The sequence below is a fragment of the Nitrospinota bacterium genome, from assembly GCA_016217735.1.
In the GTDB taxonomy this organism is placed as follows: domain Bacteria; phylum Nitrospinota_A; class UBA7883; order JACRGQ01; family JACRGQ01; genus JACRGQ01.
The window spans coordinates 1-13063 of record JACRGQ010000071.1 but is presented as its reverse complement, the minus strand read 5'-3'; the positions used below and the strand labels follow the sequence as shown (position 1 = coordinate 13063).

16 protein-coding genes and 1 tRNA gene are annotated in these 13063 nt (G+C 58.5%); 14 read left to right on the top strand and 3 right to left on the bottom strand.

Annotated elements, in window-relative coordinates:
- Positions 1–193: 193 nt before the first annotated feature.
- From HZA03_11895 to HZA03_11865, 7 genes are all read left to right on the top strand, one after another.
- The gene (locus HZA03_11895; protein MBI5638657.1) at positions 194–712 is read left to right on the top strand and encodes a prepilin-type N-terminal cleavage/methylation domain-containing protein; all 519 of its coding nucleotides are present in this window, start codon (positions 194–196) and stop codon (positions 710–712) included.
- Positions 709–1137: a prepilin-type N-terminal cleavage/methylation domain-containing protein gene (locus HZA03_11890; GenBank protein ID MBI5638656.1), complete on the top strand. Its 429-nt coding sequence runs from the start codon at positions 709–711 to the stop codon at positions 1135–1137. Before HZA03_11895 ends, HZA03_11890 begins: the two co-directional genes overlap by 4 nt.
- Entirely contained in the window at positions 1134–1793 is a 660-nt protein-coding gene (locus tag HZA03_11885) for a type II secretion system protein (protein ID MBI5638655.1), read from the top strand. The genes HZA03_11890 and HZA03_11885 overlap by 4 nt, the downstream gene beginning before the upstream one ends.
- Positions 1790–2731, top strand: coding sequence for a general secretion pathway protein GspK (locus HZA03_11880; protein MBI5638654.1), 942 nt, complete (start codon positions 1790–1792; stop codon positions 2729–2731). The genes HZA03_11885 and HZA03_11880 overlap by 4 nt, the downstream gene beginning before the upstream one ends.
- A gap of 330 nt (positions 2732–3061) precedes the next feature.
- Entirely contained in the window at positions 3062–3442 is a 381-nt protein-coding gene (locus HZA03_11875; GenBank protein MBI5638653.1) for a hypothetical protein, read from the top strand.
- 381 nt (positions 3443–3823) lie between these two features.
- The gene (locus HZA03_11870; protein ID MBI5638652.1) at positions 3824–4030 is read left to right on the top strand and encodes a hypothetical protein; all 207 of its coding nucleotides are present in this window, start codon (positions 3824–3826) and stop codon (positions 4028–4030) included.
- A 4-nt stretch (positions 4031–4034) separates the two neighbouring features.
- The gene (locus HZA03_11865) at positions 4035–4292 is read left to right on the top strand and encodes a type II toxin-antitoxin system mRNA interferase toxin, RelE/StbE family (protein ID MBI5638651.1); all 258 of its coding nucleotides are present in this window, start codon (positions 4035–4037) and stop codon (positions 4290–4292) included.
- A gap of 137 nt (positions 4293–4429) precedes the next feature.
- Here the strand turns inward: HZA03_11865 and HZA03_11860 are convergent, their stop codons facing one another.
- Positions 4430–4834 carry a hypothetical protein gene (locus tag HZA03_11860; GenBank protein MBI5638650.1) on the bottom strand — a complete coding sequence of 135 codons (405 nt, stop codon included), beginning with the start codon at positions 4832–4834 and terminating at the stop codon, positions 4430–4432.
- A gap of 107 nt (positions 4835–4941) precedes the next feature.
- On the opposite strand from HZA03_11860, the gene HZA03_11855 reads away from it, so the two are divergent.
- From HZA03_11855 to HZA03_11840, 4 genes are all read left to right on the top strand, one after another.
- Entirely contained in the window at positions 4942–5142 is a 201-nt protein-coding gene (locus HZA03_11855; GenBank protein ID MBI5638649.1) for a hypothetical protein, read from the top strand.
- 287 nt (positions 5143–5429) lie between these two features.
- On the top strand, positions 5430–6953 hold the full coding sequence (locus tag HZA03_11850; GenBank protein ID MBI5638648.1) for a 2-isopropylmalate synthase: 1524 nt from the start codon (positions 5430–5432) through the stop codon (positions 6951–6953).
- On the top strand, positions 6950–7825 hold the full coding sequence (locus tag HZA03_11845) for an acetyl-CoA carboxylase carboxyltransferase subunit beta (protein MBI5638647.1): 876 nt from the start codon (positions 6950–6952) through the stop codon (positions 7823–7825). Before HZA03_11850 ends, HZA03_11845 begins: the two co-directional genes overlap by 4 nt.
- Positions 7826–7942: 117 nt before the next feature.
- Positions 7943–8029, top strand: a tRNA-Leu gene (locus tag HZA03_11840).
- A 324-nt stretch (positions 8030–8353) separates the two neighbouring features.
- Here HZA03_11840 and HZA03_11835 read toward each other — a convergent pair.
- Entirely contained in the window at positions 8354–8722 is a 369-nt protein-coding gene (locus tag HZA03_11835; GenBank protein MBI5638646.1) for an RNA-binding protein, read from the bottom strand.
- A 220-nt stretch (positions 8723–8942) separates the two neighbouring features.
- Between HZA03_11835 and HZA03_11830 the strand changes: the two genes are divergently transcribed.
- From HZA03_11830 to HZA03_11820, 3 genes are all read left to right on the top strand, one after another.
- On the top strand, positions 8943–9701 hold the full coding sequence (locus HZA03_11830; protein ID MBI5638645.1) for a sulfite exporter TauE/SafE family protein: 759 nt from the start codon (positions 8943–8945) through the stop codon (positions 9699–9701).
- Between the two features lie 153 nt (positions 9702–9854).
- Positions 9855–11657 carry a phosphoenolpyruvate carboxykinase gene (locus tag HZA03_11825; GenBank protein ID MBI5638644.1) on the top strand — a complete coding sequence of 601 codons (1803 nt, stop codon included), beginning with the start codon at positions 9855–9857 and terminating at the stop codon, positions 11655–11657.
- Between the two features lie 18 nt (positions 11658–11675).
- Positions 11676–12461 carry an aldo/keto reductase gene (locus HZA03_11820; protein ID MBI5638643.1) on the top strand — a complete coding sequence of 262 codons (786 nt, stop codon included), beginning with the start codon at positions 11676–11678 and terminating at the stop codon, positions 12459–12461.
- Positions 12462–12944: 483 nt separating this feature from the next.
- Here the strand turns inward: HZA03_11820 and HZA03_11815 are convergent.
- A partial coding sequence (locus HZA03_11815) for an IS110 family transposase (protein ID MBI5638642.1) occupies positions 12945–13063 on the bottom strand: 119 nt, incomplete at its 5' end.

Below are 13063 nucleotides of genomic sequence, written 5' to 3'. Positions count from 1 at the left end.
GCCAAAATTCCTCCAGAACCAGCCTTGACCGACCAACCGGTCGGTCAGATTTCATTATCCTTCCTTTTTCCGTACTGTCAAGCGCGGCTGGGCGTATCCCGCTCCGTTCCAGCCTTCGCCGCGGCCATTCGCCATATCCGCGCCATTTCCCTTTTCCTTGCCGAGTTCCCCGCCCACCCGGTATCCTGTTTCAATGATGAACCGAGGCGGACTGTCCGGCTATACGCTTGTGGAGCTGCTTATCGTGATGGCGGTCATTGCGATGGTGGCGGGGCTGGGGGTGCCGTTCTTCGCGCGCTCCCTTGAACGGGCGGAACTGAAGTCGGCCGCCGGGGAGATGGCGGCCCTCATGCGGCTGGCCCGGCAGGAAGCCATCGCGCGCAAAACCGTTTTTTCCGCCGTGATAGACCCGGCGCAAAAAGCGGCCTACGCCATCGAGGGGCGGTTCGACGCCGGAAACCCGGCGGGGCCGTTCAACGGCGAGGCGGTGAAAATCCCCGATGCGGTAAAGGTTTGGACGCCCCGCGATGGGCTGCTGGTTTTGGAGTTCAGCCCCGCCGGAACCGCCTCCGCGTGCAACCTCGCCGTCACCTCCATGAAAGCGGACAGCGCCGAAGATGAAAACGGCTACCGCGTGACCCTCGATCCGCTTTCCGGCCGCGCGCGGGTAATCCGCAACGAAGCGGCGGGGATAGTAAGGGAAAGAAAATGAACCACGAAGTGCGCGAGCGCGGCTTCACGCTGCTGGAAATCCTCGTGGCCGTCACCATCCTTGCCGTGTCGTTCACCGCCATCTTCCACCTTTATGGCGGCACGCTCCGCAACATCGAACGGAGCGAGCGCCACGCCCGCGCGGCGGTGTTGGGCGGCGAAAAGCTGGAAGAACTGATGGCCCGCAGTCCTTTCCCGCCGGTGGGCGAACAGGGAACGTTTTCCGGCAATCCGGACTACTCGTATAAAACCACCGTCGAGGAATATAAAGAACCGGTGGGGCGGAAGGAAAAAACAGCGCCGCGCGATGCCGCCGAGCGGATAGTCCTCTACCATCTTTCCGTGAAGGTGGAGTGGAAGGATGGCGAAACGGCCAAAGAGCTTGTCCTGAATACGCTCAAGACGGCGGTGGAGGCGAACCGGTGAAGAACCAGCGCGGTTTCACGCTGCTCGAACTGCTGATCGCCATCACCCTGCTGGCGGCGATCACCGCCATCCTCACCGCCGGGTTTCAGCTTTCGCTCCGCTCGTGGGAGGCGGGGCGGAACCGGATGGAAGGGCATTACGATCTCACCGAGGGGATGGGACTCATCGCGGGACAGCTCAAAAGCGCGCGGCAAAACTATTTCGTGAACGCGAAGAACGAAAAAATCCTCGCCTTTCACGGCGAAGCGGACAAGCTCCTCTTCGTGGCGAACGTCCCGCGCCTCAAGGCACTGACGGACGCCGACGGTTTTTATCTGCAACGGCTCTCATTCGACGCGGAGAAGAAGGCGCTGCTTTTCTCCGAAGCGCCATTTGATCCGCATACGCCGGTTGACGAAGTAAAGTGGACGGACGTTCCGATGGGGGAGGGGACGATCAAGGAATTTAAATGCGAGTACCTCTACCGCGAAGGAACGGGGAGCGACGCGAAAGATGTCTGGCGCGAAAAGAGCGCCGACGACAAAGAACTGGACAAGATGCCGTTGGCGGCGCGGCTCTCGCTGGCGATGGTGGAAAGCAACGATCCGTTCGTGTGGCCGCCGCTTACCGTGCGGATAGAGCCGGGCGGCGCTGTAGCGCCGGAGGTGAAGAAGTGAAGCAGGTACGGGACGAGCGGGGTATCGCGCTGCTGCTGGTGATATGGCTGCTGGTGATTCTGGCGGCGTTGGCGGCGGAAATGGCGATGAGCGCGCGCGGCGACATCGGGGCAGTGCGCAACTTCAAGGAGGGGCGCGAGGCATATTACCTCGCCCGCGCCGGCGCGCAGATGGCCTTCGCGGAGTTGCTGGAGGATTTTGATTATGTGTACGCCAAAGACGGACAGGATGTTTTGGGGCGCGTCGGCGACGATCTGAAAGAACCGGAGTTTGCGCCGCGGCAGGTGAAGCTTGGCGGCGGATTGGCGGGCTATGTCATTACCGACGAGAACGCGAAGCTGAATCTCAATGCCCTGGCGCGGGACGAAGGGGGATTGCGGCGACTTTTCGCCGCGCTGTTTCCGGATAAAATTGACGGGGAGGATGCGGCCATCGATGGCATCCTCGATTGGGCCGACGCCGACGAGTATCACCGCGCCAACGGCGCCGAGAGCGATTATTACCAAACGCTGAAACCGCCGTATAAAGCCAAGAACGGCGATTTTGACAGCGTGGCGGAACTGCGGCGGGTTAAAGGGATTTCCCCCAAAATATTCGCGGCCCTGGAAAAGGTGCTCACCGTTTATTCCGCCGGGGCGTTGAATCCCAATACCGCCACGCCCGAAGCGTTGCTGGCATCCGGAGTGCCGCAGGACAAGGTGGATGCCATCATGGATGCCCGCGCCCACAATGCTCCCCCCGACCCAAACGGCAAATCGGATACCTTTGTGATTGTCGCCACCGGCCGTTTCGAAGGGAGCGCGTTAACCCACTCGGTGCGTGTGGTGGTGCGCAAGACCGCCCCCCGCCGCCTCACGCTCCTCGATTGGGCCGACGATTTTTATGATGTCTTCGTGCGGAAAAAAGAACCTGTTATTGCCCAGCCTCCCGCCCGTTAGGACACTTTTAGGTGGCTAGTGTAGTGCGTCTAACGCTTCTTTACATATTGCCCGCGTTGCATGGAGTACCAAGACCAAGCAAACCGTGAAAAATACAGGGTTTTCCGTTGCAATCATATGCCAAGGAAAATAGGACGCACTACACTAGGGGGAAGGGAGTGATTCCTTCCCCACTTCTTGACCGAATCGATTCAGGGTTTTGGACGCACAACACAATTAGACAGACGAGCAATCAGAGAGTGTGAGGACTGCCACGATGGTATATTATGGTGGCTCTCGGTGTAATTGAAGATGTAATTTCATAAGGTTCATTAGGCGTTGGGAGGCTGGATGTTAAATCAATATGGCTTTGAAGGCACACAGTGGAATCTCGCAAAGCGGCAAGGGAGGGACATACTGATTGCAGTTGCCCGCCGTCGTGGTCAAATTGCGTATTCTGAGTTTGTTGCGCAAATCACAGCCCTCCGTATGGAGCCACATGACTTCCGTTTATTTCATTTCCTCGGGGAGATCAGCACTGAAGAAGATGGGGCGGGACGTGGAATGCTCACGGCGATAGTGGTGCATAAGAACGGGGACATGCAGCCTGGCCCTGGTTTTTTTGAGCTAGCCGAGTCTCTCGGACGAAACACCAAAGACACTCTTGCGTGTTGGGTTAAGGAATTTAATTACGTCCATGACTACTGGGCAAGTCGCGATGGCCGCGCCTAACCCGGTGGTCATGGGAATCGAGGTCATAAGGGGACGGGGTCGGGCCTTGCTTTGTAGCATTTGGAAAAGTTGCTTCTAGTGTAGTGTCCCGGTATTCCCTTTACAGTTGTCATTCCCGCGAAGGCGGGAATCCAGAGAGGGAAAAGCCTGGATGCCCGTCTGCACGGGCATGACAAATAACATTTAGCCCTAGATTTTGGCCGCCGCTACCACATTGTAAAGCCGTTACTGGGACACTACACTAGGATTCCAGTAGTGGTTTCCATTTTTTCCCAGAGGTGTACTTTCGGATTTTCTTTGCGGTATCGGTGAAAACAGAAAGGCTCTCTTTAACGCCATTACTCTTTATGGATGGGTGATTTATGGTAAAATATTGCCAATATGAGCAGCGTAATTGTTCCGCCGAAGCTTAGGAAAGAATTTTCTTCCGCCTTGCGCAAAGGGCGATACGAAAATGAAGAGGATTTTTTTATCGACCTGTTGCGGTTGTGGAAAGAGAATCAGTTGCTCAATGAACTGCAAGAAAGCCGCAAGGATATAGCCTCCGGGAAAGGTAAAGTTCTAAAATCGCTAAAAGCTCTCCGCTAGTTTTGTGAAAATCATCTATTCCCCGCTATTCGCCCGTCAGTACAAAAGCCTTAATTCAAGTCTCAAATTAATCGCGGAAAAGAAGGAGATTGTCTTTCGCGCCAACCCGTTCGATGCGCGTTTAAAAACCCACAAGCTCCAGGGCCGCTTGAAGGACTTTTGGGCGTTTTCTCTCGATCGCAAAAACCGCATTGTTTTTGAATTTGGAGAACAAGGGACGGTTTATTTCCATTCCGTCGGTGACCATTCAATTTACCAATAGCTATCAGTTGGTTTATCCCCCCCGGCGGAGTCTTTCCCACGGAGCGGGACGAACTCAACCCATTCAGCCGTGGCGGTTGGCGGAGTCCTCTTCGAGAGACTCCGCCGAGGGGCAAATTCCGGTGGAACGGCACCCGATCAGAGAAGCGGGGCGTCCTTCTTCTCTTTTTTGCCAGCGGCGTATTTTTTGAAGGATTCTTTTCCTTCTTCATGCCACCAGGCATCGTAGTGATTCCAGTCCCCGCATTCGCCGGTATCCTTCTTGGTCCATCCGCACCATCCGCCGTGGCGGTATCCGTGATGGCCGTGCCGATGCCCGGCGGAGCCGAACAGCAGCCGCGCAAGGATCAGCAATCCCAGCGCTTGCACGAAGGAAATTGTTCCCAGCGCGAAGATGCCAGGGATCAGGGCATTCCAGAGCAGTTGCACCACAAATCCGAACAACAGTACCAGCGCGGCGGCAAACAGAACGCAGCCGAAGCAGCGGCAGTAGCAGGGCCGGTTGGTGCACTCTTTTTCTTGAGTCCCACATTTTCCAAACATGGTTTTTTCCTTTCCGTTATCGGTTAACCAAACGGATAAGCGATATTCGCTTACAGCTACATTTTACGCCCGATTTGATATGGGCGTGTTTTTTAGGGGGCGCCTTAATGGAATTTCCCGAAGATGAAAAAAAGTGGGGTGGACAGTGGGAGGTGCCCACCCCTAACCGGAGAGGAGGAAATAGTAGGTATTTCCACCTGCAACAAAGAATAAGCAATCACCATGCCGCAAGATGGGTGTTTGTTATCAATGGTGTAGCGGCTTATGAAAAAGCGGTCTTGTATACAAAAGTATCAATAGCCATATAAAAAATGTACATGGGTTACAACTCCGGATTATGCCGGGAGGGGGTGGTTTGCCGCAAAAAAAGCTATGAGGCGGCGGGGCAATGCAATAGAATGACTGGCATGGAAATATATGGCAACCCGAAAATGACCATCTCGTCGGATAAGTGGCGCATCGCGCGCTCGAATGTTGCATTCACCTTCCCCATTCGCATCCTCCTCCTTAGCCTTTAATCCAACGGCGTAAGGCACCACTTTTTCGCCAATTATGGCGGCAATCGTTTAATATAGGCAGGATAAAGGATTAAAGCATGGCTAACATAACCATTTTCGATACCACGCTGCGCGACGGCGAGCAGTCGCCCGGCTTTTCCATGAACATTGATGAAAAACTGCAAATGGCCCGCCAACTGGCGGCGCTGAACGTCGATGTGATAGAGGCCGGGTTCCCGGTCACCAGCGATGGAGACTTCGCGGCGGTGAACCTGATAGCCAAAAAGGTGCCGGGGCCGGTCATCTGCGGCCTGGCCCGGATGGTGGAAAAGGACATCACGGCGGCGGGACTGGCCCTGAAGCCGGCCAAACGGCGGCGCATCCACGTTTTCATCAGCACCTCCGAAATCCACATGAAGCACAAGCTGAAGAAGACGCGCCCCGAGGTGATCGCCATGGCCAAGGCCGGCATCGCGATGGCCCGCAAATACACCAAGGACATCGAGTTCTCGTGCGAAGACGCCACCCGCAGCGATCCCGCGTTTCTGTATGAGATCATCACCGCGGCGATAAAGGCCGGCGCCACCACCGTGAACATACCGGATACGGTCGGCTACGCCATTCCGGCGGAGTACGGCGCGCTGATAGCCGGGATCGCCGGCAACGTGCCGAACATAAAAAACGCGGTCATCAGCGTGCATTGCCACGACGACTTGGGGCTGGCGGTGGCGAATTCGCTGACCGCCGTGCAGAACGGCGCGCGGCAGATCGAATGCACCGTCAACGGCATCGGCGAGCGCGCCGGCAACGCCTCGCTGGAAGAGGTGGTGATGGCGCTCAAGGTGCGCCGCGACAATCTGCGGCACGGCACCGGCATCCGCACGCGGGAGATTTACAAGACCAGCAAACTGCTCACCGCCGTCACCGGCATCGCCGTGCAGCCGAACAAGGCCATTGTCGGGGCGAATGCCTTCGCCCACGAATCGGGCATCCATCAGGACGGCGTGATGAAGCGGCGCGAGACCTACGAGATCATGACCCCGCGGGAGATAGGCCTCTCCGAAAATAAAATGGTGATGGGGAAACACAGCGGGCGGCACGCGTTCGGCAAAAAGATGGCCGATCTGGGATTCAGCCTGAACAAGGAACAACTGGACATGGCGTTCGAGCGGTTCAAGACGTTGGCCGACAAAAAGAAAGAAGTCTTTGATGAGGATCTGGAGGCGGTGATCGGCGATGAGATCGCGCAGCCCGGCCACACATGGGAAGTGGAGTACTTCCAGGTTACCACCGGCAACGCCACCGTCCCGGCCGCCACGGTGAAGCTGAAAAACAAAAAAGGTGCGATAATTACCGAATCGGCAAGCGGCGACGGTCCGATAGACGCGGTCTATCACGCCATCGACCGGATAACCGGCGTGAAGGGGAAGCTCCTGAACTATCAGGTGCGGTCCATCACCGGCGACAAGGATGCCGTGGGCGAAGTCACCGTGCAGGTGGAGTTCGGCAAGAAGTGCGTGGTGCGCGGGCGCGCCGCCAGCACCGATACGGTGGAGGCCAGCACGCGGGCGTATGTGGCGGCGCTCAACCGGATGCTGGCGGAAAGACAGGGAAAGAAATGAGCTGGTTTACAAAGAAAAAAACCCCGCTGGGCAAAAGCGAAAAGCGGGGCGGGGTGCCCGAAGGGCTTTTCCTGAAGTGCGAGGGGTGCGGCGAGATGGTGTACGCCGCCGAGTTCGAGGCCAACTGGCGCGTATGCAAAAAATGCGGCAAGCACCACACGATGCCCGCCCGCCGCCGCATCATGTTGCTGGCGGACGAGGGGAGCTTTGAGGAAGCCGATGCCGGAATGCAGGCGGTGGATGTGCTCAAGTTCAAGGACACCAAGCGTTACCGCGACCGGATTAAGGGGGCTCAGAAGGAAAGCGGCGAGATGGACGCCATCGTTTGCGGCAGCGGCAGGTTGGACGGCTATCCCGTCGAGATAGCCGCGTTTGAATTCGGTTTTATGGGGGGATCGATGGGGGCGGTGGTTGGTGAAAAAATCACCCGCACCATTGAGCGCGCCGTGAATAACCGCGCGGCGGTCATCATCGTCTCCTGCTCCGGCGGCGCGCGTATGCAGGAAGGGGCGTTCTCGCTCATGCAGATGGCCAAAACGTCGGCCGCGCTGGCCGGGCTGGAAGAGGCCGGATTGCCATACCTGTCGGTGCTGGCCCATCCAACCGCGGGAGGCGTCACCGCATCATTCGCCATGTTGGGGGATATCATCATCGCCGAGCCGGATGCGCTGATCTGCTTCGCCGGCCCGCGCGTCATCGAGCAGACCATCCGCCAAAAACTTCCCGAAGGTTTCCAAAAATCGGAGTTCCTCGTGGAGCACGGCTTTGTGGATGTCATTGTGAAACGCGATGATCTGAAGCCCACCATCGCCGGCATGCTTCGCCACATGGGAACCAAAATGGCCCGCCGCGCTCCCTCCGCCACCGCCTGACGCCAACCGGCAAGAAAAGGGGCGTTCCCGATTTGAGCAGGCACCCCCGCGAGCGGCGTGTGTAAATTGGTGGACAGGCACCATTAATCGGTCTAGAATCCCCGAATCACCGTTCGCGCCGGAGTGGCGAAATTGGTAGACGCAGGGGACTCAAAATCCCCCGTAGGCGACTATGTGCCGGTTCGAGTCCGGCCTCCGGCACCACTACTTCAACAATCATTAACCGGGATCGAAGCGAGTATCCGGCGCGACCGAAGAGGGAGCGCAACCGGACATGGAAGTCCGGTTAGGAGACGAGCCGGCCTGAACGAGCCGGAGCGTGACGCGCAGGCGAGAGATGGCGAGTCCGGCCTCCGGCGTCAATATCCACTTTTGCATCATAAGTATCGGCCCGATGGGCGGATTCAAAAAGGATAGGCAATAGGCCGTTTTCATCACAGCGTGGAAAATAATCCCGCCAAAAGCGGAAATAAGGACAAAAAAAACCCCGTGGCCGAAGCACACGGGGTTTTAAAAACTCGTTATCGGTTAGTAGCGTCCGCCGCCACCGCCACCACCGCCGTAGCCGCCGCCACCGCCGCCACGACCGCCACGGCCACCGCCGCCGCCGCCGAAACCGCCACGACCGCCACCGCCGCCGGTGCGGGGTTCTTGCGGTTTAGCTTCGGCCACGCGCAGGGCGCGCCCTTCGATGCTGACGCCGTTAAGTTGAGCGATTGCCGCTTCCGATTCTTCATCGGTAGCCATTTCAACGAATCCGAACCCTTTGCAGCGGTTGGTTTCGCGGTCAATAATCACCTTTGCCGATTCCACCGTCCCCGCCTGCTCGAACTGTTCGCGCAGCGATTCATCGGTTGTTGAATAAGGTAGGTTGCCCACATACAGTTTCTTGCCCATTAGAACTCCAAAAAAACACGGAACATAATATGACCCCGCCGACCGGAACTTAAGCCCAAGCTTAATGGATCCCTAAATGCGGAGCATGACTAACATAAAAATGATAACACAAACAGGAAAAGTTGGAAAATTATTTTTTCCAATGCCGGAGGGCTTGTACCGCGAAAGGGTAAGGTGCATATTTTGCGCTATTTGGAACATCCCCTATCATATGCTCTGCATGAACAGAACGCAGGGGCTTTATCTCGGCATTGGCGCCGCCGCCGGTTTTTTCGGCGGACTGGTCGGGCTGGGGGGAGGCATCGTCATGGTGCCGATGTTAACCGGCATGGCCGGGTTTTCCCAGCGCCGCGCGCATGGCACCAGCTTGGCGGCGCTGGTCTTCACCGGCATGGCCGGAGCCGCCACTTATGCGTTTTCCGGCGCGGTTGATTTTTTGGCGGCGGGGGCGCTGGCCGCCACCGCCGTGCTCTCGGCGGGAGCCGGCGCACGGAGCGCCCATCGCCTTCCGGCGGACAAGCTCAAACGGTATTTCGGGATTTTTCAACTGGGGGTCGCCGCGCTATTAATTGCCAAGCCGTGGCTGATACACGGGAGCGTTCCCGGCGTGTGGTCCAAAATCTTCTGGCTGCTGGCGGCGGGGGCGGCCACCGGCTTTCTCTCCGGCATGATGGGGGTTGGGGGCGGGTCGATCATGGTGCCCGCGATGGTGTTGCTGGCCGGGATGGGGCAGCATGTGGCGCAGGGAAGCTCTCTGCTGGCGATGGTTCCGGCGGGTATCGCCGGCGCGGCGGCCCACAACCGTTTGGGGAATGTGGCGGGCGAAGCGTTGTGGTGGCTGCTGCCGGGAATTGCCGCCGGCGCTTTTGCGGGAGGGATGGCGGCCGCGGCCATTGATGCCGATTGGCTGCGGGCGCTTTTTGCCTGCGTGCTCATTTACATGGGGGGGCGCTATGCCACGTCCTCCGCGAAAAATTGATGCCATCGGCACCCTTCAATTCTTTCTTTCCCCCCAAAATCCCCCACGTCCGCCAAATTCTCCATCCGCTCCTAAAAACCGGAAAATGCCCCTCTGGAAAGTGCGGTATACTTGACTGATGAAATCAAATGGAGCCGGGCGCCAATGCAAAATATGCCGGTAGCCGCGTCCAAAAATCCGTTCACCATCATCGGCGACCAGAAAGTCATCATCGACTACGCCGCCATTTACTGCCGCACGCCGCAGGAGCTGCTGAAGAGCACGCTGTTCCATGAGATACTCGTCCGCTTCATCCGGCGCATCGAGAACAAGCGGACTCCCGGCTATCTCTTTTTGCGCGAGCGCCGCCCGGAGATGAAGCCGGAGGAGATTCCCGATTTCGTGCTGCGGCTGCTCCGCCTGCTGGTGGGACACAGCGCGGAGGAGATCATCGCGCTCAATCCCGAATACGGCAGCGTGCTGAACAAGGGGGACGACCGCGAATGGATATACGAACTGCGGCGGGACCTCTACAACTACTGGCGGCGTTTCGAGCGCTATGTCTTCCTCGAGATGCCGCACGGCTCCGGCCAAAAGTCCATCGACATCTACCACGACCAGTTCATGGCCGGATGCGGGAACCTGCGCGACCTCGTTCTGCGCACCAACCGCCTCATCGGCGAACACCTTTCCGGCAAGGACCCGAAGGTCTACCGCCAACTCCCCGCCGGGGCGAACATGGCGATGCTGCTGGAGCGGATAGAGTGGAAATGTCCCGCCTTCCTGCAGGCGTTCAAGGATGTGCCGTTCATCCGCATCACGCTCATCGAGCCGCCGCTCATCCTCTACTCGAAATCCAACACCCGCAAGGGGACGTTTCAGGAGATACCCGGGCCGCACGGCCCGATCACGGTGGATGCCGGCGAGTGGTTCTGCTTCCCCGCCAAGGTGGGCGAGTTGACCGCGTTCATCTATTTCCATCACGACTACATCGCGCAGGCGCTCTCGATGGCGAACCTGTTCGAGCTGGCCGAATTCGACGACATCAGCGGCAAGACGCCCGACCTGGTTGTGCTGTTCGGCGTGCCGGGGGAGGGGATGAAGGAGTACACCGAGTTTTTCGAAGACCGCCAGAGCGGCATCATCACCGGGATGGTGCAACGCAACGCCGATGTCGGCTACTTCGGCTACTTCAAGAAGATGACGCTGACGCTGCACAACGTGGCGATGCTGAACCGCGGCCGCCTGCCGCTGCACGGCGCGATGATGCACATCAAGCTGAAAGAGGGGGGCTACGCCAACATCGCCTTCGTGGGTGATTCCGGCGCGGGCAAAAGCGAAACGCTGGAGGCGCTGCGCGCCGTCGCCGAGGAGTACTTCAGCGACATCAAGGTGATCTTCGACGACATGGGGAGCTTCGCCATCAAGGAGGACGGCCGCGTACACGGCTACGGCACCGAGATCGGCGCATTCGTCCGGCTGGACGACCTCCACCCGAAATACGCCTACGACGAGGTGGACCGCTCCATCTTCATCAACCCCGACCGGAAGAACGCCCGGCTCATCATGCCGATAACCGCCTACCACCACGTGATGATGGGCTACCCCGTGGACATGCTGTTTTACGCCAACAACTACGAGCATCTGGACGACGGCAAGCCGGCGGTGGAATTTTTCCCCCGCGCCGAAGACGCCCTGCAGGTATTCCGCGACGGCTCGCGCCTGGCGAAGGGAACCACCGACGAGAAGGGGCTGGTCCGCACCTACTTCGCCAATCCGTTCGGCGCGTATCAGCGCCGCGCGGCGCACGAGAAAGTGGCGGCGGCTGTTTTTAAGCGGATGTTCGAAACCGGCGTGAGGGTGGGGCAGGTCCGCACGCGCCTCGGCATCCCCGGCTTCGAGCAGGAGGGGCCAAAGGCCGTGGCGATGGAGCTTTACAAATTGCTCAAGGATATGGCCCGGCGGCCCGATCGCTGATTTCAGGGGGAGGACGATATGCACGCGCCGCAAAATGAACTGGGGACAAGCGGCCTCGTGGCCGGCAGGCTCGGCTTTTCGGGCGGCTACGGCGCGCCGGCCGCGGCGTTCGAGATGGCCTTCGAGCGGGGCTGCAACTATTTCTATCACGGCTCCATCCGCCGCCCCGGCATGAATCAGGCCATCAAGAACATCGCCGCCAAGGGGCGGCGCGACAAGCTGATCGTCGCCGCGCAGACTTATATGCGCGCGCCGTGGCTGATGCGCTGGAGCATGAACCGCTTCTTTAAAAAGACCGGGCTGGAGTACGCCGACGTGCTGCTGCTCGGCTGGTGGAACAATATGCCACCGCAATCGATCATCGATACCGCGCTGGAGATGAAGGAGAAAGGGCGGGTGCGCCACATCGCCATATCGGGGCACAACCGCGCCATGTTCGCCGAGTTCGCCAAGACGGGGCATTTCGATATTTTCCATGTGCGCTACTCCGCCGCCCATCGCGGGGCCGAGAAGGAAGTGTTCGAGGCGATTCCATCGGCGGAACGGCCCGGCATCGTCACCTATACCGCCACCCGCTGGGGCGGGCTGGTCAGTCCGGGGAAAATGCCGAAAGGGGAGCAGACTCCGCGCGCGTCGGATTGCTACCGGTTCGTGCTCACCAATCCCGCCGTCAACGTCTGCATGGCCGGGCCGAAGAACATGGCCGAGGCGGAAGAGGCGCTCGCCGCGCTTGACCGCGGCCCGATGACGCCGGACGAGATGGATTGGATGCGCCGCATCGGCGACCACCTCCGCGTGAAGTAGCGTTCTTTTCTTGGTGTACGTTGGCGCGTAGCGCCAAAGGAGTGGATCATGCCTTGCGGCATGATGTACCCATTAAAATGGGTACCTACCTAAAGAGCGCGGCGCGTTTCGCTCTGTCATGCCGGGCTTGACCCGGCACCCAGAAACATTATCCAAGCTTCCCTTATCGGCCCAGCGGGCCGACAGATTGGCGCGGCGCAGCAAGAGGGGGAAAAAGAGAGCTTTGATAATATGTCTGGGTTCCCGCCTTCGCGGGAATGACGGAGAGGAGGTCGGCGCTGGGGGGTGTTGCTTACATAACCCGATAGACGTAAAAAAGCTGGTGGAAAAATCCTTTTATCTCGTCCGCGCCGAGTTTTATGAACTCGAATCCGCTTGCGGACACCGCATCAATCATCGGTCATGGGGATTACTCTATCAGGGAAGCTGGCGGGTAACAATATTGCGGCGCGGGATTTTACTTGGTAGATACGGTCTTGCACGTCAAGCGGTTTTCATGTGCAATTTCGGGTTAAAGGCGGTTTTGTTTTTAAGTATGCCGTAGGCGATGTGCAGCAGTTTCCGCATGACGGCGATAAGGGCCACTTTTTTCGGTTTTCCCG

What these genes read in the sequence shown, in the direction of transcription:
- HZA03_11895 (MBI5638657.1), top strand. Translation starts at nt 194, where the DNA reads ATGATGAACCGAGGCGGACTGTCCGGCTATACGCTTGTGGAGCTGCTT.
- HZA03_11890 (MBI5638656.1), top strand. Translation starts at nt 709, where the DNA reads ATGAACCACGAAGTGCGCGAGCGCGGCTTCACGCTGCTGGAAATCCTC.
- HZA03_11875 (MBI5638653.1), top strand. Translation starts at nt 3,062, where the DNA reads ATGTTAAATCAATATGGCTTTGAAGGCACACAGTGGAATCTCGCAAAG.
- HZA03_11870 (MBI5638652.1), top strand. Translation starts at nt 3,824, where the DNA reads ATGAGCAGCGTAATTGTTCCGCCGAAGCTTAGGAAAGAATTTTCTTCC.
- HZA03_11860 (MBI5638650.1), bottom strand. Translation starts at nt 4,834, where the DNA reads ATGTTTGGAAAATGTGGGACTCAAGAAAAAGAGTGCACCAACCGGCCC.
- HZA03_11855 (MBI5638649.1), top strand. Translation starts at nt 4,942, where the DNA reads ATGGAATTTCCCGAAGATGAAAAAAAGTGGGGTGGACAGTGGGAGGTG.
- HZA03_11850 (MBI5638648.1), top strand. Translation starts at nt 5,430, where the DNA reads ATGGCTAACATAACCATTTTCGATACCACGCTGCGCGACGGCGAGCAG.
- HZA03_11845 (MBI5638647.1), top strand. Translation starts at nt 6,950, where the DNA reads ATGAGCTGGTTTACAAAGAAAAAAACCCCGCTGGGCAAAAGCGAAAAG.
- HZA03_11835 (MBI5638646.1), bottom strand. Translation starts at nt 8,722, where the DNA reads ATGGGCAAGAAACTGTATGTGGGCAACCTACCTTATTCAACAACCGAT.
- HZA03_11830 (MBI5638645.1), top strand. Translation starts at nt 8,943, where the DNA reads ATGAACAGAACGCAGGGGCTTTATCTCGGCATTGGCGCCGCCGCCGGT.
- HZA03_11825 (MBI5638644.1), top strand. Translation starts at nt 9,855, where the DNA reads ATGCCGGTAGCCGCGTCCAAAAATCCGTTCACCATCATCGGCGACCAG.
- HZA03_11820 (MBI5638643.1), top strand. Translation starts at nt 11,676, where the DNA reads ATGCACGCGCCGCAAAATGAACTGGGGACAAGCGGCCTCGTGGCCGGC.